General features: G+C 72.3%; 16 protein-coding genes. 14 read left to right on the plus strand and 2 right to left on the minus strand.

What is annotated here, in order from left to right:
- The first annotated feature begins 54 nt into the window (after positions 1-54).
- Positions 55-648: a dephospho-CoA kinase gene (gene coaE / locus ACFSBI_RS05490; RefSeq protein WP_377932837.1), complete on the plus strand. Its 594-nt coding sequence runs from the start codon at positions 55-57 to the stop codon at positions 646-648.
- A gap of 3 nt (positions 649-651) precedes the next feature.
- Here coaE and ACFSBI_RS05495 read toward each other — a convergent pair whose 3' ends face one another.
- A complete protein-coding gene (locus tag ACFSBI_RS05495) occupies positions 652-1,506 on the minus strand; it encodes an EamA family transporter (protein ID WP_377932839.1) in 855 nt (284 codons plus the stop codon).
- A gap of 183 nt (positions 1,507-1,689) precedes the next feature.
- Here ACFSBI_RS05495 and ACFSBI_RS05500 point away from each other — a divergent pair, with 183 nt between their 5' ends.
- The 3 genes from ACFSBI_RS05500 to ACFSBI_RS05510 all read left to right on the plus strand — a co-directional run bounded on the left by ACFSBI_RS05500 (position 1,690) and on the right by ACFSBI_RS05510 (position 6,134).
- Positions 1,690-2,658: a ferritin-like domain-containing protein gene (locus tag ACFSBI_RS05500; protein ID WP_377932841.1), complete on the plus strand. Its 969-nt coding sequence runs from the start codon at positions 1,690-1,692 to the stop codon at positions 2,656-2,658.
- A gap of 96 nt (positions 2,659-2,754) precedes the next feature.
- Positions 2,755-4,827 carry an excinuclease ABC subunit UvrB gene (gene uvrB / locus ACFSBI_RS05505; RefSeq protein ID WP_377932843.1) on the plus strand — a complete coding sequence of 691 codons (2,073 nt, stop codon included), beginning with the start codon at positions 2,755-2,757 and terminating at the stop codon, positions 4,825-4,827.
- Positions 4,828-4,883: 56 nt separating this feature from the next.
- Positions 4,884-6,134, plus strand: coding sequence for a glycosyl transferase (locus ACFSBI_RS05510; RefSeq protein WP_377932845.1), 1,251 nt, complete (start codon positions 4,884-4,886; stop codon positions 6,132-6,134).
- Between the two features lie 28 nt (positions 6,135-6,162).
- Here the strand turns inward: ACFSBI_RS05510 and ACFSBI_RS05515 are convergent, their stop codons facing one another.
- Positions 6,163-7,659, minus strand: a complete 1,497-nt coding sequence (locus ACFSBI_RS05515; protein ID WP_377932847.1) for a glycosyltransferase family 39 protein — start codon at positions 7,657-7,659, stop codon at positions 6,163-6,165.
- Positions 7,660-7,732: 73 nt separating this feature from the next.
- On the opposite strand from ACFSBI_RS05515, the gene uvrA reads away from it, so the two are divergent.
- The 10 genes from uvrA to ACFSBI_RS05565 all read left to right on the plus strand — a co-directional run bounded on the left by uvrA (position 7,733) and on the right by ACFSBI_RS05565 (position 19,282).
- A complete protein-coding gene (uvrA, locus tag ACFSBI_RS05520) occupies positions 7,733-10,618 on the plus strand; it encodes an excinuclease ABC subunit UvrA (protein WP_377932849.1) in 2,886 nt (961 codons plus the stop codon).
- Complete coding sequence (gene uvrC, locus ACFSBI_RS05525) at positions 10,618-12,624, plus strand: excinuclease ABC subunit UvrC (RefSeq protein ID WP_377932851.1); 2,007 nt, start codon at positions 10,618-10,620, stop codon at positions 12,622-12,624. The genes uvrA and uvrC overlap by 1 nt, the downstream gene beginning before the upstream one ends.
- A gap of 42 nt (positions 12,625-12,666) precedes the next feature.
- Complete coding sequence (rapZ, locus tag ACFSBI_RS05530) at positions 12,667-13,569, plus strand: RNase adapter RapZ (protein WP_377932853.1); 903 nt, start codon at positions 12,667-12,669, stop codon at positions 13,567-13,569.
- Between the two features lie 137 nt (positions 13,570-13,706).
- Positions 13,707-14,684 carry a DNA-binding protein WhiA gene (whiA, locus tag ACFSBI_RS05535; protein WP_377932854.1) on the plus strand — a complete coding sequence of 326 codons (978 nt, stop codon included), beginning with the start codon at positions 13,707-13,709 and terminating at the stop codon, positions 14,682-14,684.
- Between the two features lie 139 nt (positions 14,685-14,823).
- Entirely contained in the window at positions 14,824-15,447 is a 624-nt protein-coding gene (locus tag ACFSBI_RS05540; protein ID WP_377932856.1) for a superoxide dismutase, read from the plus strand.
- A gap of 80 nt (positions 15,448-15,527) precedes the next feature.
- Positions 15,528-16,532, plus strand: coding sequence for a type I glyceraldehyde-3-phosphate dehydrogenase (gene gap / locus ACFSBI_RS05545; protein ID WP_377932858.1), 1,005 nt, complete (start codon positions 15,528-15,530; stop codon positions 16,530-16,532).
- Positions 16,533-16,535: 3 nt separating this feature from the next.
- Positions 16,536-17,741 carry a phosphoglycerate kinase gene (locus tag ACFSBI_RS05550; protein ID WP_377932860.1) on the plus strand — a complete coding sequence of 402 codons (1,206 nt, stop codon included), beginning with the start codon at positions 16,536-16,538 and terminating at the stop codon, positions 17,739-17,741.
- On the plus strand, positions 17,738-18,532 hold the full coding sequence (tpiA, locus tag ACFSBI_RS05555) for a triose-phosphate isomerase (protein ID WP_377932862.1): 795 nt from the start codon (positions 17,738-17,740) through the stop codon (positions 18,530-18,532). Before ACFSBI_RS05550 ends, tpiA begins: the two co-directional genes overlap by 4 nt.
- A 102-nt stretch (positions 18,533-18,634) precedes the next feature.
- Positions 18,635-18,883 carry a preprotein translocase subunit SecG gene (secG, locus tag ACFSBI_RS05560; protein ID WP_377932864.1) on the plus strand — a complete coding sequence of 83 codons (249 nt, stop codon included), beginning with the start codon at positions 18,635-18,637 and terminating at the stop codon, positions 18,881-18,883.
- A 30-nt stretch (positions 18,884-18,913) separates the two neighbouring features.
- A complete protein-coding gene (locus tag ACFSBI_RS05565; RefSeq protein ID WP_377932866.1) occupies positions 18,914-19,282 on the plus strand; it encodes an RNA polymerase-binding protein RbpA in 369 nt (122 codons plus the stop codon).
- Positions 19,283-19,556 lie beyond the last annotated feature (274 nt).

Genomic DNA, 19,556 nt, shown 5'->3' on the forward strand with positions numbered 1-19,556 from the left:
GCGCGGCTCTACGGGGCTGAGACGACCGGCCGCGCCGGCCCGTACGCTGGCGGCGTGCCCCTGATCGCATTGACGGGCGGGATCGCCTCGGGCAAGTCGACCATCGCGAAGCGGCTCGGCGAGCTGGGCGCCGTGATCGTCGACGCGGACGCGCTCTCGCGCGAGGTGGTCGCTCCCGGCCGCCCGGCGCTCGAAGCCATCCGTCACGCCTTCGGCGACGGGGTCTTCGACCGCGACGGCGCGCTCGACCGGCGCGCGCTCGGCAGGGTCGTCTTCAGCGACCCCGAGCAGCGTCGGCTGCTGAACGGCATCGTGCACCCCGCGGTCCTCGCCCGGTCGCACGAGCTCTTCCGCGAGGCCCTCGAGCGGGACCGGCGGGCGGTGGTCGTCTACGACGTGCCGCTCATCGACGCGCGGGGCACGGGGGAGTTCGACCGGGTCGTCGTCGCCGACGCGCCCGAGGAGGTCCGGCTGCAGCGGTTGACGGACCTGCGGGGCATGAGCGAGGCCGACGCCCGGGCCGTGCTCGGCAGCCAGATGGGCGACGACGAGCGCCGGGCGCTCGCCACCGACCTGATCGACACCTCGGGCGACCTGCGGACCACCATGGCGGCCGTCGACGACCTCTGGCAGCGGCTGCGCGACTGACGATCAGGCGTCGCGCCGGACGACGGCGACGACGTTCGCCGCGCAGACGAGCGCGATGCCCGCGACCTGCGGTGCGACCAGCGCCTGGTGCAGCACCACGAGGCCCGCGAGCGCGGCAGCCACCGGGTGGACGCTCTGCAGCACCCCGAAGAGCGACCGCGGGATGCGTCGCAGGACGAGCAGGTCGAGCGAGTAGGGGAGCGCGGAGGAGAGCAGGCCGGTGAGCGCACCGATCGCGAGCACCTGCGGCAGGCGGCCGGGCGGCAGGGCCGACAGCAGCAGGACCAGCGCGGGCAGGGTGAGGACCGTGCCGACGAGGCCGGCGACCGCCGTGCCGGTGAGCCCGGGGAGGGAGCCGACCCGCTGGTTGAGCAGGATGTACGCCGCCCAGAGCGTCGCGGCGCCGAGCGCGAACGCGATCCCCACGGCGTCGGGACGCGCGGAGGCGGCCGGGTCGGTGACGAGCACGACGCCGACCAGGGCGAGGAACGCGGCGCCCGAGCGCCTGAGCGCGCCGGACCCGCGGACGGCGAGGGCCACGCCCAGCGGGCCGACGAACTCGATGGTGACCGCGAGGCCGAGCCCGATGCGCTCCACGGCGGAGTAGAGGGTCAGGTTCATGCCGACGAGGACGACGCCGAGGAGCACCGCCGGCAGCAGCGCCCGCAGCCCGATGCGGGCGAGCGGCGGGCGCGTCAGGGCGAGCAGGACGACGGCGGTGACCAGCTGCCGGAGCGCGACGACGCCGAGCGGCCCGACCAGCGGGAACAGCGTCGCGCCGAACGCGGCTCCGGTCTGCAGCGAACCGGCGCTGGCCGCGACGAGCGCGACGCTGCCGCTGGAGGCCGATTTCCGCACCGGGAGATCGTTCCACGAACGAAGCCCCCCGAACGGGGGTGGTGATTGCGTGCAGCGGATCGTGTCGCTGAGTCGCCGCGATTCGGGTGATTCCTAGGTTCTCACTCGGCGACGGGGTCCATCCGCAGCCCGCCCGGGAAGCGCTCTTCGAGCGCTTCCCCTTCCCCCGAATCTGGAGACCAGGTGTACGAGAAGAACTTCATCACCGCCGCCGTCAACCGCAGCGCCAGCAAGGAGGTGGACCGCCGCAAGCTGTTCACCATGCTCGGCGTCGCGGGTGCGGGTGCCGCGGTGGCCACCGTCGCCGGCGGTGCGTCGGCGGCGAACGCCGCGGACGGCGTCGATGACGGCGCGGTCCTCAACTTCGCGCTCAACCTCGAGTACCTCGAGGCCGAGTTCTACCTCCGCGCCGTCACCGGCAAGGGCCTGAACATGTCCGACGCGGCCGGCTCCGACGGCAAGGCCGGCGCGGTCTACGGCGGCAAGGAGGTGCCCTGGAAGTCGAAGGCGCTGAAGATGTACGCCCGCGAAATCGCCCGCGACGAGCGCGAGCACGTCCGCTTCCTCCGCAAGAACCTCGCGAGCGCGGCCGTCGCCCGCCCCACCATCAACTTCGACAAGGCGTTCACCGCCGCCGCGACCGCGGCCGGCGTGATCAAGAAGGGGCAGAAGTTCGACGCGTTCGCGAACGAGACGAACTTCCTGCTCGCGGCCTTCCTGTTCGAGGACGTGGGCGTCACGGCCTACAAGGGCGCCGCCGGGTTCATCAAGAACAAGACCTACCTGGACGCCGCCGCCGGCATCCTCGCGGTCGAGGCGTACCACGCGGGCGCGGTGCGCACCATGCTCGCGCTCGAGGCCGAGAAGAACAACAAGATCTACGGCATCGTGCAGAAGCTGTCGAACGCCCGCGACCTGCTCGACGGCAAGGGCGACGACGACCAGGGCATCTACGACAGCAGCTACGGCGACAAGATGCCGATCAACCACGCGAACCTGACCCCGACGGACAAGAACGGCATCGCCTTCGGCCGCACGCCGGGCCAGGTCCTCAACATCGTGTACCTGAACACGAGCAAGGACTCGGTGAGCAAGGGCGGCTTCTACCCGAACGGCATCGGCGGCTACTTCACGAAGAGCGACGCGAAGTAGTCCGACCCGACGAGGGCCCCGTCGATCGCCTCCGCGGTCGACGGGGCCTTCCTCGTCCGCACCGGCGTGTCGGAGGCCGGACGTACCGTTGACTCCATGAAGACCACGCGCGCCGTCCGACCCTTCGAGGTGGTCAGCGAGTACACGCCGAGCGGCGACCAGCCCGCCGCCATCGCCGAGCTCGCGCAGCGCGTGAAGGCGGGGGAGCCGGACATCGTGCTGCTCGGCGCCACGGGCACCGGCAAGTCCGCCACGACGGCCTGGCTGATCGAGCAGGTGCAGCGGCCGACGCTGGTGCTGGCGCACAACAAGACCCTCGCGGCGCAGCTCGCGAACGAGTTCCGGCAGCTGCTGCCGAACAACGCGGTCGAGTACTTCGTCTCGTACTACGACTACTACCAGCCCGAGGCGTACGTGCCGCAGACGGACACGTTCATCGAGAAGGACTCCTCGATCAACTCGGAGGTCGAGCGGCTGCGCCACTCGACGACGAACTCGCTGCTGAGCCGGCGCGACGTCGTCGTCGTGTCGACCGTCTCGTGCATCTACGGCCTCGGCGCCGCGGAGGAGTACCTGGAGGCGATGGTCGCGCTGCACGTCGGCGACCGGATCACCCGTGACCAGCTGATCCGCGGCTTCATCGGGATGCAGTACCAGCGCAACGACTTCGACTTCTCGCGCGGCCGCTTCCGCGTGCGCGGCGACACGATCGAGATCATCCCGGTCTACGAGGAGCACGCCGTGCGCATCGAGATGTTCGGTGACGAGGTCGAGGCGCTCTACTCGCTGCACCCGCTGACCGGCGAGGTGATCAAGCGGCTCGACTCCGTCTCGGTGTTCCCGGCGACCCACTACGCGGCGAGCCCCGACACCATGCAGCGGGCGATGGGGACCATCCGGACGGAGCTCGACGACCGGCTCGGGGTGCTCAAGCGCGAGAGCAAGCTGCTCGAGGAGCAGCGCCTCCGGATGCGGACCTCCTTCGACCTCGAGATGATGGAGCAGATCGGCTTCTGCAACGGGATCGAGAACTACTCGCGGCACATCGACGGCCGCGCGCCCGGTGAGGCGCCGCACTGCCTGCTCGACTACTTCCCCGACGACTTCCTCACCGTCATCGACGAGTCGCACGTGACCGTGCCGCAGATCGGGGCGATGTACGAGGGGGACGCGAGCCGCAAGCGGGTGCTCGTGGAGCACGGCTTCCGGCTGCCCTCCGCGCTCGACAACCGGCCCCTGACCTGGGAGGAGTTCTCCGAGCGCGTCGGGCAGACGGTCTACCTGTCGGCGACGCCGGGGCGATACGAGCTGGGCATGGCGGACGGCGTCGTCGAGCAGATCATCCGGCCGACGGGGCTCGTCGACCCCGAGATCGTGATCAAGCCGTCGAAGGGCCGCGTCGACGACCTGCTCGAGGAGATCCGGGCGCGGGCGGAGCGCGACGAGCGCGTGCTCGTGACGACCCTGACCAAGAAGAGCGCCGAGGACCTGACCGACTTCCTGGGCGAGGCCGGGGTGCGGGTGCGCTACCTGCACGCCGACGTCGACACCCTGCGCCGCGTCGAGCTGCTGACCGAGCTGCGGCAGGGCGTCTTCGACGTCCTGATCGGCATCAACCTCCTCCGCGAGGGGCTCGACCTGCCGGAGGTGTCCCTGGTCGCGATCCTCGACGCGGACAAGGAGGGCTTCCTCAGGTCCTCCACGTCCCTGATCCAGACGATCGGGCGCGCGGCCCGCAACGTGTCGGGCCAGGTGCACATGTACGCCGACACGATCACCGACTCGATGGCGAAGGCGATCGACGAGACGAACCGGCGCCGCGAGAAGCAGGTCGCCTACAACCGCGAGCGCGGCATCGACCCGCAGCCGCTGCGGAAGCGGATCGCCGACATCACGGACCAGCTCGCCCGCGAGGCGGCGGACACCGACCGGATGCTGTCGAAGCGCAACGACGGCGGCGGCCGGCGCGCACCCGTCCCGAACCTGCGCAGGGAGGGGATCGCGGCCGGCGGCGCCGCCGAGCTGGAGGCGGTGATCGGCGACCTGAACCAGCAGATGCTGCAGGCGGCGAGCGAGCTGAAGTTCGAGCTGGCCGCGCGGCTCCGCGACGAGCTGTCCGAGCTGAAGGGCGAGCTGCGGCAGATGGAGAAGGCCGGCCACCTCGTCTGAGGAGGGGCGGCGCCCGCCGCCGACCTCGCGGCCGGGCCGCTGGATACAGTGATCGGATGCGACGGCTGCTGATCGACCTGCGCCGGCGCGCTCAGACGAACGTGCTTCGGGCGGCGCGCGGCAGCCGGTTCTTCCCGCGCACCCTCGTCGACCGGCAGGGCGACGACCTCGAGCTGCAGGACGCCTCGATCGACGCCGCCGTGATGGTGTACTTCCCCGGCGCGCTGGACACCCTGTACCAGATCACGCCCTGGCTGCCGACGTTCGAGGCGGTGCACGACGCGCACCGCGCGGTGATCGTCTGCCAGGACTCCCGGGTCGCCGCGCACCTGCGACGGACGTGCCGGGTCCCGGTGCTCACCGTCGCGCGCTACGGCACGCTCGACGGCCTGCTCTCGCGCAGCGACGTCGGCCTCGCGCTGTACGTCAGCCACCTGCCGCGCAACTTCGAGAACCTGCGCTTCTCCTCCCTGCTGCACGCCTACATCGGGCACGGCGACAGCGACAAGGGCGTGTCCGCGTCGAACCAGCTGAAGGCCTACGACTACTTCTTCGCGCCCGGCGCCGCCGCCGTCGAGCGGGTGGCCGCCCGGCTCATGCGCTTCGACGCCGAGGGGCGGGCCCTCGTCGTGGGCCAGCCCGTCACCCTGTCCGCGCCGCCCGCGGACGGACCGCCTCCCGCCGTGCGGTCGACCGTCCTCTACGCGCCGACCTGGGAGGGCGCGCAGCCGTCGGTCGCGTACAGCTCCGTGCTCAGCCACGGCGAGGCGATGGTCGGGGCGCTGCTCGCGGACGGGCGCTACCGCGTCCTCTACCGGCCGCACCCGCTCACCGGCGTCACCTCGCGCCTGTACGCGGTGGCGGACCGTGCGATCCGCGAGGCGATCGGCGCCGCGGGCGCGGATCACGAGGTGGTCGACGCCGACGCGGAGCCCGTGGAGGCGACGATGGCGCGTTCGCACCTGCTGGTCGCCGACGTGTCGGCGGTCACGACGGCCTGGCTGCCGTCGCTCCGGCCGCTGGTCGTCACGGAGGCGGGAGGGGGTGCGCAGAGCGCCGACTCCGGTCTGCTCGGCGCGGTGCCCCGGCTGCCCGCCGACCGGGCCTCCCGGGTCGCGGAGGTGCTCGCCGAGGCCGCCGCGGACGTCGGAGCGCGGGAGCGCCGTCGTCGGCTGGTGGAGCACTACCTGTCGCCGTACTGGCCGGAGGGGTGCGAGCACCGCTTCGTCGAGGTCGTCGGGCAGGTGCTCGAGGAGCGGGCGCGGCTCCGCGCGGTGCTCACGGCAGGGGGAGCGACGGGGGTCTGACCCGGGCCTCCCGGAAGCGGTCGACGACCTACCCGGTCGGCGACGCGCGGAGCTCCCATCGTCCCCGGCCGGCGAGCACCGGGTCGCGCTCGAGCTCGGCCGCCGACGCCGGATCGAGCTGCAGTCCGCTGCCGCGCACCTGCAGGTACGCCGCGCCGCTGTGCAGGTAGCGGACGGCGCGGCGCTGCCAGCGCGGGTCGTCCAGCCGGCCGCCCGGGACGTCCCTGCCGATCGCCAGCACGTAGCCGCTGCCGCTCAGATCGGACTGGAAGGGGCATCCGCGGGCGAGGTCGGACGAGAGCCGGTTCAGCACGATGAGGATCGTCGGGTCGTCCGCCACGACGCACCCGTCGACCGCGGCGGTCGCCTGACGCAGCTGCGCGATCGGCGGCCGCGCGTCGAAGCGGTGGGTGTTGGCGCCCGCGGACAGGCCCGCGACCGCGCCGACGACCAGCAGTGCGACCACGCCCTTCGGCAGCGGGCCGTCGACCCGGGCGAGCAGCGCACCGACGCCGGCGCCGACGACGAGCGCGAGCGGTGCGGCGGTGAGGCCCGCGTACTGGAGGAAGAACGAAGGCGTCAGCAGCAGCAGCGCGAGCTCGGCGGCGAGCAGTGCGACGAGCACGCGGGTGCGCTTCTCGAGCAGCGCCGCCACGGCGGCGCCGAGGACGGCGAGGGCGAGCAGCTCGGTCAGCGACCGGACCGGCACGCCCGGCAGCGGGTCGCCGTCGGGCGGCACGTTCACGCCCAGCAGCACCTCGAGCCGCATCCGCGTCCCGAGCGAGCTCGGCGGCCGCCCCAGCTGCGCCAGGACCACCTGCTCCCACATCCGGGCGGGCGCCGTGACGAAGAAGGGGACGTAGACCGCGAGCACCGCCGCGGTCGCGCCGACCGCGAAGCGGAGCCGCCCCCGGCGCGCGAACAGCAGCAGCACGAGCGCCGGCACGAGGTTCCAGATCTTCACGCCGATCGCACTGCCCGCGAGCAGGCCCGCGACGACCCACCAGCCCGGGCGGTGCCGCTCCGCGCGCTGCATCACGAGCAGCGCGAGCAGCACCGAGGTCGTGCCGAGCGGCTCGAGCAGCAGGGTGCGCGACACGTAGACGCCGGGGAAGAAGAGCGCGAAGACCCCGCCGCCGACGAGCGCCGCGGCGGTGCCGGAGCGCCTGAGCAGGAGGGCGACGAGCGCGGCGTCGAGCGCGCCGAGCAGGCAGAAGGCGATGCGGGCGAGCGCGAACGCGCGGGCGTCGCCCACCAGGTCGGTGAGGGCCGCGAACGGCGAGAGCGCGAGCAGCACCCCCGGCGGCTGCAGGAACAGCACGTCGCGGTAGGGCAGCCGCCCGTGCAGCAGCGCCACCGCGGTCGAGAAGTGGACGCCGTCGTCGTACGTGCCGACCGCGAGGTAGCCCATGCGGTGCAGCACGTCGAGCCGGAGCAGCGCGGCGGGCACGGCGACGGCGAGGCCGAGCAGGACGAGTCGCACCGGTCGAGCGGAGGCGACGCTGCGGAGGGTCGCGGTGCGCACGCTCCAAGGGTGTCGCATCGGCCGGGTCGGGATCGCGCGCAGCGCTGTCGGGGGCGCTCTCTACACTTCCCGGGTGCCGATCTCGCGGGTGGGGACCAACGCCAAGCTGAGCGTCAAGGGGGCCCGGGTCCACAACCTGCGGGACGTGGACGTCGAGATCCCGCGCGACTCGCTCGTGGTGTTCACGGGGCTGTCCGGCAGCGGCAAGTCGTCGCTCGCCTTCGACACGATCTTCGCCGAGGGGCAGCGGCGGTACGTCGAGTCGCTCTCGGCCTACGCGCGGCAGTTCCTCGGCCAGGTCGACCGGCCCGACGTCGACTTCATCGAGGGGCTGTCGCCGGCGGTGTCGATCGACCAGAAGTCGACGAACCGCAACCCGCGCTCGACCGTCGGCACGATCACCGAGATCTGGGACTACATGCGCCTGCTATGGGCGCGCATCGGGGTGCCGCACTGCCCGATCTGCGGCGAGGTGATCGCGAGCCAGACGGTGCAGCAGATCGCGGACCAGCTGATGGAGCTGCCCGAGCGCACGCGGTACCAGGTCGTCGCGCCGGTGGTGCAGCAGAAGAAGGGCGAGTTCGCCGACCTGTTCAAGGAGCTGACGGCGAAGGGGTTCGCCCGCGCCGTCGTCGACGGCGAGACGGTGCAGCTCGCCGACGCGAAGCCGCTGAAGAAGTCGTACAAGCACGACATCGCCGTGGTGGTCGACCGCCTCGTGGCGAGCCCGGACCTGCTGACCCGCCTCACCGACTCGCTGGAGACGGCGCTGTCGCTGACCGACGGCGTCGTGCAGGTGAACTTCGTGGACGAGGAGGGGCCGGCCGCGTGGCGCAGCTTCTCCGAGAAGCTCTCCTGCCCGAACAACCACCCGATCCAGCTGACCGACGTCGAGCCCCGCACGTTCTCGTTCAACGCGCCCTTCGGCGCGTGCCCGGAGTGCTCCGGGCTCGGCACGCGGATGGCGGTGGACGCCGACCTGCTGCTCGGCGATCCGAGCCTCTCCATCCGCGAGGGCGTGATCGTGCCGTGGAGCAACCAGGGCAAGCAGCTCTACAACTACTACGAGCGCATGCTCACGGGGCTCGCGCGCGACCTCGGCTTCGACCTCGACAGCCCCTGGGAGGCGCTGCCGGACGACGTGCGCGACGCGGTGCTGCACGGCAACAACTTCGAGGTCCGGGTGCGGTGGAAGAACCGGTACGGCCGCGAGATGACGTACAGCCAGGGCTTCGAGGGCGTGATCCCGTACCTGGAGCGCAACTGGCTGCAGGCCGAGACCGACGTGCAGCGCGCGAAGTGGGCGGAGTACCTCCGGGAGGTGCCGTGCGCGGTGTGCGGCGGCAAGCGGCTGAAGCCCGAGGTGCTGGCGGTGCTCGTCGACGAGCGCAGCATCGCGGACGTCGCGGACCTGTCGATCGCCGACGCGGCCGCCTTCATGGACACCGTTCGCCTCACCGAGCGACAGGCGCGGATCGCGGCGCAGGTGCTGCGCGAGATCCGGGTCCGGCTCGCCTTCCTCACCGAGGTCGGGCTGACGTACCTCACCCTGTCGCGCTCCGCCGGCACGCTCTCCGGCGGCGAGGCGCAGCGCATCCGGCTCGCGACCCAGATCGGCTCCGGGCTGACAGGGGTGCTCTACGTCCTCGACGAGCCGTCGATCGGCCTGCACCAGCGCGACAACCGGCGCCTGATCGACACGCTCGTGAAGCTGCGCGACCTCGGGAACACGCTGATCGTCGTCGAGCACGACGAGGACACCATCCGCACGGCCGACTGGATCGTCGACATCGGCCCCGGCGCCGGCGTGAACGGCGGACGGGTCGTGCACTCGGGCGACTACGACTCGCTGCTCGCCGACCGGGAGTCCGTCACCGGCGACTACCTCGCGGGCAGGCGCGCGATCGCGGTGCCGCACGCGCGCCGGAAGATCGACCGGAAGCGGCGGATCGAGGTCGTGGGCGCGTCCGCCAACAACCTAAAGAACGTGACCGTCGGGTTCCCGCTCGGCGTGATGACCGCGGTGACGGGCGTCAGCGGCAGCGGCAAGAGCTCGCTCGTGAACGACATCCTCTACCGGGTGCTCGCGAACCGGTTGAACGGGGCGCGGAAGGTGCCGGGCAGGCACCGCCGCGTCACCGGCACGGAGGAGCTGGACAAGGTCGTGCACGTCGACCAGGCGCCGATCGGCCGCACCCCCAGGTCGAACCCCGCCACCTACACCGGCGTCTTCGACCGCATCCGCACCCTGTTCAGCGAGACGGTCGAGGCGAAGGCGCGCGGGTACCTGCCGGGCCGCTTCAGCTTCAACGTCAAGGGCGGCCGCTGCGAGCACTGCCAGGGCGACGGCACCATCAAGATCGAGATGAACTTCCTGCCCGACGTGTACGTGCAGTGCGAGGTCTGCCACGGCGCGCGCTACAACCGCGACACCCTGGCCGTGCACTACAAGGGGCGCAGCATCGCCGAGGTGCTCGACATGCCGATCGCCGAGGCGGCGGAGTTCTTCGAGCCGATCACCGCGATCCACCGCTACCTGAAGACGCTCGTCGACGTGGGGCTCGGGTACGTGCGCCTCGGGCAGAGCGCGACCACGCTGTCCGGCGGTGAGGCGCAGCGGGTGAAGCTGGCGACCGAGCTGCAGCGCCGCACCAACGGCCGCAGCGTCTACGTGCTCGACGAGCCGACCACGGGCCTGCACTTCGAGGACGTGAACAAGCTGCTGCAGGTGCTGAACGGGCTGACCGACAAGGGCAACACGATCGTCGTCATCGAGCACAACCTCGACGTGATCAAGAGCGCGGACTGGATCGTCGACATGGGGCCGGAGGGCGGCGCGGGCGGCGGCACGGTCGTGGCAGAGGGCACGCCCGAGCAGGTCGCCGAGGTCGCGGAGAGCTTCACCGGCCGCTTCCTCGCCGAGGTCCTCCCGCAGCCGGCGCTGGCCGCCAGCGCCTGATGGCGGCGCCGAGGACGGGCGAGACCGTCGCCTGGCGGCCGAAGGCGGGGGAGATCCCCACCTCACCGGGCGTCTACCGGTTCCGCGACCCCCGGGGCCGCGTGCTCTACGTCGGCAAGGCGAAGAACCTCCGTGCACGCCTGACGAACTACTTCCAGCCGCTGCGCTCCCTGCACGAGCGCACCCGCCGAATGGTGCTGACGGCCGCGGGCGTCGAGTGGACCGTGGTCGGCACGGAGCTCGAGGCGCTGCAGCTCGAGTACAGCTGGATCAAGGAGTTCTCGCCGCCGTTCAACGTGCAGTTCCGGGACGACAAGTCCTACCCGTACCTCGCGATCACGCTCGGCGACGAGGTGCCCCGGGTGCTGATCACGCGGAACCGGCGGCTGAAGGGGGCCAAGTACTTCGGGCCCTACACGAAGGTGTGGGCGATCCGGGAGACGCTCGACCTGATGCTGAAGGTCTTCCCGGTGCGCAGCTGCTCGGACACCACCTACCGGCGGGCGGAGCTGACCGGGCGTCCCTGCCTGCTCGGCGACATCGGCAAGTGCGCGGCGCCGTGCGTCGGCCGGATCCCGCGTGCGGCGCACCAGGACCTCGCCCAGGACCTCGCGGCGTTCATGGGCGGCGGCGACCGCCGGTTCCGCGCCGACCTGACGAAGCGGATGCAGGAGGCGTCGGCGGCGCTCAACTTCGAGGAGGCCGCACGCGTGCGCGACGCCCTCGGCGCGATGGACGCGGCGCTCGCGAAGACGGCGGTGGTGCTCGGCGAGGACGTGGACACCGACGTCTTCGGCATCGCGGACGACGAGCTCGCCGCGAGCGTCGTGCAGTTCATCGTCCGCGGCGGCCGCATCCGCGGCACGCGCAGCTGGGTGGTCGACAAGGAGCTCGACGTCGCCCTGGGCGAGCTGGTCGAGACGGTGCTGCGGAACGCCTACGACGAGGACGCCTACCCGCCGCGCGAGGTGCTCGTGCCCGAGCTGCCCGACGACGCCGACGAGCTGGGCGTGTGGCTGTCGCAGCGGCGCGCCGAGGGACGCGAGGCGGAGGGGCTGCGCGGGAGCGGCCGCACCCGCCTGCACGTGGCGGAGCGAGGCGAGAAGGCGGCGCTCGCCGAGACGGCGTCGCGGAACGCCGCGCAGGCGCTGATGCTCTACAAGACCCGCCGCAGCGCCGACTTCACGGCGCGCTCGCAGGCGCTGGCCGAGCTGCAGGAGGCCCTCGGGCTCGACGAGGCGCCGCTGCGCATCGAGTGCTTCGACGTCTCGCACCTCGGCGGGACGAACGTCGTGGCCTCCATGGTGGTCTTCGAGGACGGGCTGCCCCGCAAGGGCCAGTACCGGCGGTTCAACGTGGCGAGCACCACCGACGACACCGACTCCATGCGCCAGGTGCTGAGCCGGCGCCTCGCCCACCTCGCCGACGAGGACGCGGCGCCCGCCGTGCAGGGCGAGCGCTTCGCCTACCGGCCGAACCTGCTGCTCGTGGACGGCGGGCAGCCGCAGGTCGCGGCGGCGAAGCGGGCGCTCGACGAGGCGGGCGTCACGGGGATCGCGCTCGCCGGCATCGCGAAGCGGCTCGAGGAGCTGTGGCGGCCCGACGACGACTTCCCCGTGATCCTGCCGCGCAACAGCGACGCGCTCTTCCTGGTCCAGCGGCTGCGGGACGAGGCGCACCGCTTCGCGATCACCCATCAGCGCACGCGGCGGAAGCGCGACATCGCCTCGCAGCTGGGCGAGATCCCGGGGCTGGGGGAGGCGAGGGTGCGGCAGCTGCTGCGGCACTTCGGCTCAGTGGCGCGGCTGCGCGCCGCGTCGGAGGACGACGTGGCCCAGGTGCCCGGGTTCGGCCGCGTCCTCGCGACGTCCGTCGTGCAGCGGCTGCGCGGCGCCGACCCGGAGGCCGACGTGATGGAGGCGGAACCCGACGTCGCGGAGGGCGGCCCGGACGGCCTGGTGCACGAGGCCGAGGGCGCGCCGGAGCCGGCCGCGACCGCCCGCTAGGCTTCAGGCGATCGCATCGCCGAACCCAGGAGCGCGCTCGAGATGGTGGACGCCGCGGAGGCACCGGTCACGACCGGGCAGGACGTCGCGCGCTCGGTGCTCGTCGTGACCGGCATGGCGGGGGCGGGGCGCTCGACCGTCAGCAACGCGCTCGAGGACCTCGGCTGGTACGTCGTCGACAACCTGCCGCCGCAGATGCTCCGGCCGCTCCTCGACCTCGCCGGCCACTCCGACGACCGCCTCGCGCGCGTGGCCGTCGTCGTCGACGTGCGCGGCGGACAGCTGCTGACCGAGCTGCAGGACGCGGGGGAGTCGCCGGGCCCGCGGCCCCAGCTGAAGCTCCTGTTCCTCGAGGCGAACGACGCGGCACTGGTGCGACGGTTCGAGGCGGTCCGCCGGCCGCACCCCCTGCAGGGCGACGGCACCATCCTCGACGGCATCACCGCGGAGCGGACGATGACCGCCGCGGTGCGCGAGCAGAGCGACATCATCATCGACACCTCCGAGCTGAACATCCACCAGCTCGCGAACCTCGTCAACGAGCTGTTCGCCGACGACGACCGGCCGGGCGTGCAGGTGACGCTGACCAGCTTCGGCTTCAAGTACGGGGTGCCCACGGACGCGGACATGGTCGCGGACGCCCGGTTCCTGCCGAACCCGTACTGGGTGCCGGAGCTCCGCCCGCACACGGGCCGCGACGCGGACGTGCGGGACTACGTGCTCGGGCAGCCGGGTGCGCTCGAGTTCGTCGAGCGGTACGCGGACGCGCTCGGGCCGGTGCTCGCCGGCTACCAGCGGGAGAACAAGAGCCACGCGACCATCGCGATCGGCTGCACCGGCGGCAAGCACCGCTCGGTCGCCGTCGTGGAGCGGATCGCGGACCTCATCGCCGCGCAGCCCGGCGTCGCGGTGCGCGTCAAGCACCGCGATCTCGGTCGCGAGTAGCACATCCTCCCGACCCCCGGCCGAGGGGCGCTCGGCGTGCAGCACCCCCGCTCGGATGCGACACTGGTGCGGTCATCGGACGCGCCAGGGGAGGCCGGTCGGGGACGAGACGGGGCAGAGACGGGGAGTCGCGAGCATTGGCACTGACCGCAGAGGTGAAGGACGAACTGACCCACGTCGACGTCGGCAAGACGTCGGTCCGGGCGGCTGAGCTGGCGACGATCCTGCGGTTCTCGGGCGGCCTGCACCTGATCTCCGGACGCATCGCCGTGGAGTCGGAGCTCGACACCCCGCTGCTCGCCAGGCGCGTGCGCCGCGACCTGCACGAGCTGTACGGCGTGCGCAGCGAGATGACCGTCCTCTCGGCGAGCGGGGTCCGGCGCGCGAACCACTACCTGGTGCGCGTCGTCGACGGCGGGGAGACCCTCGCCCGCCAGACCGGACTGCTCGACGCGAAGCGCCGGCCGATCCGCGGGCTGCCGAACCGGCTGACGACCGGGTCGCCCGACGAGATCGAGGCCGTGTGGCGCGGGGCGTTCCTCGCGCACGGGTCGCTCACGGACCCCGGGCGCTCGGCATCGCTCGAGGTCACGTGCCCGGGCAACGAGGCGGCGATGGCGCTCGTCGGCGCCGCCGGCCGTCTGCAGGTGCCCGCGAAGGCCCGCGAGGTGCGCGGCGTGCACCGCGTCGTCATCCGCGACGGCGAGGCCATCAGCGACATGCTCGGCCACATGGGCGCGCGACGCAGCGTGCAGAACTGGGAGGAGCTGCGCCAGCGCCGCGAGGTGCGGGCGAACACCAACCGCCTCGTCAACTTCGACGATGCGAACCTGCGCCGCAGCGCCCAGGCGGCGGTCGCCGCGTGCGCGCGCGTCGAGCGCGCGCTCGAGATCCTCGGCGACACCGTGCCGGACCACCTGCAGTACGCGGGCCGGCTGCGCCTCGACCACCGTGACGCGAGCCTCGACGAGCTTGGGCATCACGCGGACCCGCCGATGACGAAGGACGCGGTCGCGGGCCGCATCCGCCGCCTGCTGGCGCTCGCCGACAAGCGCGCGATCGAGCAGGGCATCCCGGGCACGGAGTCCGCGGTCCCGGCCGAGATCGAGGCCTGAGACCCCGCCGGTCGAGCGCCACCTCTCGCGCCTCGAGCCGGCGCGCGACGCCCCCGCGGGCGGGGGTGCAGCGCTGCGGCCCAGGGTCCTTCAGGGCGACGGGGCCACGATGGGTGCGACCCGTTCAGGAAGGACCACCATGGCCGTCTACACCCTGCCCGACCTGCCCTACGACTACGCGGCGCTGCAGCCGAGCATCAGCGCCCGCATCATGGAGCTGCACCACGACAAGCACCACCAGGCCTACGTGACCGGTGCGAACACGGCGCTCGAGCAGCTCGAGGAGGCCCGCGGCAGCGGGAACCTCGCGAACGTGAACAAGCTCACGCGCGACCTGGCCTTCAACCTCGCCGGCCACGTGAACCACTCCGTCTTCTGGACGAACATGTCCCCGGACGGCGGGGACAAGCCGACCGGCGACATCGCCTCGGCCATCGACGACTTCTTCGGCTCGTTCGACGCCTTCACCGCCCACTTCACGGCGGCCGCGATGGGCGTGCAGGGCTCCGGCTGGGCGGCGCTCGTCTACGACTCGATCGGCAAGCGGCCGATCATCGTGCAGTTCCACGACCAGCAGCAGGACTTCCCGGTCGGCGTCGTGCCGCTGCTGCTGCTCGACGTGTGGGAGCACGCCTACTACCTCGACTACGCCAACGTCCGGGCCGACTACGTGAAGGCCTTCTGGAACGTCGTGAACTGGCAGAACGTCGAGCAGCGCTTCCAGACCGCCCAGAAGCAGACCGAGGGCCTGCTGCTAGCGTGATCGGCGGCGCCGGCCGCCCTCCGCGGCGGCCGGCGCGACGACCATCTCCCGCCATCCGGCGCTCGTCAGACGGAGGACCCGTGACCACCCGCATCGGCATCAACGGCTTCGGCCGCATCGGCCGCAACTACTTCCGCGCCGCGCTCGCCAAGGGCAGCGACCTCGAGATCGTGGCGGTGAACGACCTCACGGACAACCGCGCGCTCGCCCACCTGCTGAAGCACGACTCGACCGCGGGCGCGCTGAAGGAGTCCGTCGAGGTCGACGGCGACCGCATCGTGGTCGACGGCAAGGCCGTGCAGGTGCTCGAGCAGCGCGACCCCGCCCAGCTCGGCTGGGGCGACCTAGGCGTCGACATCGTGATCGAGTCGACCGGCCGGTTCACCAAGGCGGACGACGCCCGCAAGCACCTCGAGGCCGGCGCCAAGAAGGTCATCATCTCCGCGCCGGCGACCGGCGAGGACGGCACGTTCGTGATGGGCGTCAACGAGGGCAGCTACGACCCGTCGTCGATGCACATCCTGTCGAACGCGTCGTGCACGACCAACTGCCTCGCCCCGCTCGCGAAGGTGTTCAACGACGCGTTCGGCATCGAGCGCGGGCTCATGACCACGACCCACGCGTACACGGCCGACCAGAACCTGCAGGACGGGCCGCACAACGACCTGCGCCGCGCCCGCGCCGCCGCCCTCAGCATCATCCCGACGTCGACCGGCGCGGCCAAGGCGATCGGCCTCGTGCTGCCGGAGCTGAAGGGCAAGCTCGACGGCTACTCGCTCCGCGTGCCGGTGCCGGTCGGCTCCATCACGGACCTGACCGTCGAGGCGTCCCGGACCGTGTCGATCGACGAGATCAACGCGGCGTACCAGGAGGCCGCCGAGGGCCCGATGCAGGGCATCCTCAAGTACTCGACCGAGCCGATCGTGTCCGCCGACATCGTCGGCGACCCGCACTCCTCGATCTACGACGCCCCGCTGACGAAGGTCATCGGCAACCAGGTCAAGCTCTACAGCTGGTACGACAACGAGTGGGGCTACTCGAGCCGGCTCGTCGACCTGACCGACTACGTCGCCGCGCGCCTCTGATCGATGGCGCTGCGCACCCTCGACTCGCTGGGTGACCTCGCCGGCCGCCGGGTCGTCGTCCGCTGCGATCTGAACGTCCCGCTCAGGGACGGCCGGATCACGGACGACGGCCGGGTCCGCGCGAGCCTCCCCACGCTCCGCCGCCTGCTCGACGCCGGCGCGACGGTCACCGTCGTCTCGCACCTCGGGCGGCCCGACGGCTCGCCGGACCCCCGCTACAGCCTCGAGCCGGTGGCCGCGCGCCTCGGCGAGCTGCTCGACCGGGAGGTCGGGTTCGTGCCCGGCGCCCCGGGCGATGCGCAGCCGGGCTCGGGCGCGGTGACGGTGCTCGAGAACCTGCGGTTCGACCCGCGGGAGACCAGCAAGAACGCGTCGGAGCGGCGGGCGTTCGCCGAGGCGCTCGCGCGGCACGGCGACGTCTTCGTCTCCGACGGCTTCGGGGTCGTGCACCGCAAGCAGGCGAGCGTGTACGAGCTCGCCGAGGTGCTGCCGAGCGCCGCGGGGCTGCTGATCGCGGACGAGCTCGAGGTGCTCGAGCGCCTGACAGAGCGGCCGGAGAAGCCGTACACGGTGGTCCTCGGCGGATCGAAGGTCAGCGACAAGCTGGGGGTCATCGACCACCTGCTGCCCCGGGTCGACACGCTGCTCATCGGCGGCGGGATGCTCTTCACCTTCCTGGCGGCGCAGGGCCACGCGGTGGGGAAGAGCCTGCTCGAGCAGGACCAGATCCCGACGGTCCGGGAGTACCTGGAGCGCGCCGAGCAGCTGGGCGTCACCCTGCTCGTGCCGACGGACGTGGTCGTCGCCTCGGGGTTCTCCGCGGACGCGGACCACGAGACGGTGGCGGCCGACGCGATCGAGTCGACGGCCTTCGGGGCCGACGGCATCGGCCTCGACATCGGGCCCGAGACGGCCGAGGCGTTCGCGGGACGCATCGCAGGCTCGCAGACCGTGTTCTGGAACGGGCCGATGGGCGTCTTCGAGTTCCCGGCCTTCGCGGCCGGCACCAAGCGGGTCGCGGAGGCGCTCACCGAGACGGCCGGGCTGTCGGTCGTGGGCGGCGGCGACTCCGCGGCCGCCGTCCGGGCGCTCGGGTTCGCCGACGACCGGTTCGGGCACATCTCGACGGGCGGCGGGGCGAGCCTCGAGTTCCTCGAGGGCAAGCGGCTGCCGGGCCTCGAGGTGCTCGGCCGGGAGGGGACGGCATGACCGGAGCGACGGAGCGGCGACCGCTGATCGCCGGCAACTGGAAGATGAACCTGGACCACCTCCAGGGCATCGCGCTCGTGCAGAAGCTCGCGTGGACGCTGAAGGACGCCGGCTTCGACTCCGGCGCCGTCGAGGTCGCGGTCTTCCCGCCCTTCACGGATCTCCGGAGCGTGCAGACGCTGATCGACGCGGACCGCTACGCGCTGGCCCTCGGCGCCCAGGACCTGTCCCCGCACGACTCGGGCGCGTACACGGGCGACGTGTCGGGTGCGTTCCTGAAGGCGCTCGACTGCGCCTACGTGCTGATCGGGCACTCCGAGCGGCGCACGGGTCACGGCGAGGGCGACGAGGTCGTGCGCGCCAAGGTGCAGGCCGCGGTGCGGCACGGCCTCGTGCCGGTGATCTGCGTCGGCGAGACGGAGGCGGAGCTCGAGGAGCACGGCACCAGCGCCGTCCCGGTCCGTCAGACGAAGGCCGCGCTCGAGGGCGTCGCCGCCGGCACGCCCGTGGTGATCGCCTACGAGCCCGTCTGGGCGATCGGCACCGGCAAGGTCGCCACCCCCGAGACGGCCCAGGAGGTCTGCTCGGCGATCCGGAACGCGGTCGCCGAGGCGCTCGGCGATGCAGACGCCGCGGCGACGCGCGTGCTGTACGGCGGTTCGGTGAAGAGCGGGAACATCGCCGGCTTCATGCGGCAGCCGGACGTCGACGGTGCCCTCGTCGGCGGCGCGAGCCTCGATGCGGCGGAGTTCGCGGGCATCGCCCGCTTCCGCGACCACGTCGGCGCCTGACGGCGCCCGCGGCGCCCCGCCCGTCCGCTCCTGCGGATCGGCGGGGCGCCGTTATACTTGTCGCTGCTGGGAACGCGCTGCGACACGGGAAGGAGACCGGCCATGGACATCCTGAGAGCCGTCATGCTCGTGATCCTCGCGGTCACTAGCGTGCTGCTGACGCTGCTGATCCTGCTGCACAAGGGGCGGGGCGGCGGTCTGTCCGACATGTTCGGCGGCGGCGTCACGAGCAACCTGGGCGCCTCGGGCGTCGCGGAGCGCAACCTCAACCGCATCACCGTCGGCCTCGGCCTCGTCTGGTTCGCCAGCGTCGTCGTCCTGGGGCTGATCACCCGCTTCACCGGCGTCTGAGCGCCGCACCGATTTCAGCAGGAGGCACACATGGCGTCTGGCGGCAGTGCGATCCGGGGTTCCCGGGTCGGCGCAGGACCGATGGGGGAGCAGGACCACGGGCACCACGCGGAGCGCGTGGCCGTGTCCTACTGGGACGCGCTCGGCAACGAGACCGTGCGCTACTTCGCGGCGAACCTGCCGGCCGATGAGATCCCGATGACGATCGACTCGCCGTCGAGCGGGCTGCCCGCCGGCCGCGACAAGGCGAACCCGCCCGCGATGCAGAAGACGGAGCCGTACAAGACGCACCTCGCCTACGTGAAGGAGCGTCGGACGGACGAGGAGGCCGCGGTCCTGCTCGAGGACGCGCTGAAGCAGCTGCGCATCCGCCGGGGCAAGATCTCCGCCGACAGCTGACACCGGTCCACGAAGGGCCCCGCGCACCGCGCGGGGCCCTTCGTGCGTCGCGGGCGCCCGCGCCCCGATGGTCGAGGTGCGACGAAGGAGCCTCGAGACCATCAGCACTCGCGGGATCAGCCGGCCTCGAGTCCCTCGGCCGGGAACACCGCCCGTGGGGCCCATCGCTACGGTCGCACCTCCACCAGCGGTGGTGCGGATGCGGGCAGGGGTGGTCTCGAGGCTCGCTACGGTCGCACCTCGACCAGCGGTGTGGCGCGAACGCGGCCGGGGT

The organism is Amnibacterium endophyticum, from assembly GCF_042680685.1.
In the GTDB taxonomy this organism is placed as follows: Bacteria; Actinomycetota; Actinomycetes; order Actinomycetales; family Microbacteriaceae; genus Amnibacterium; species Amnibacterium endophyticum.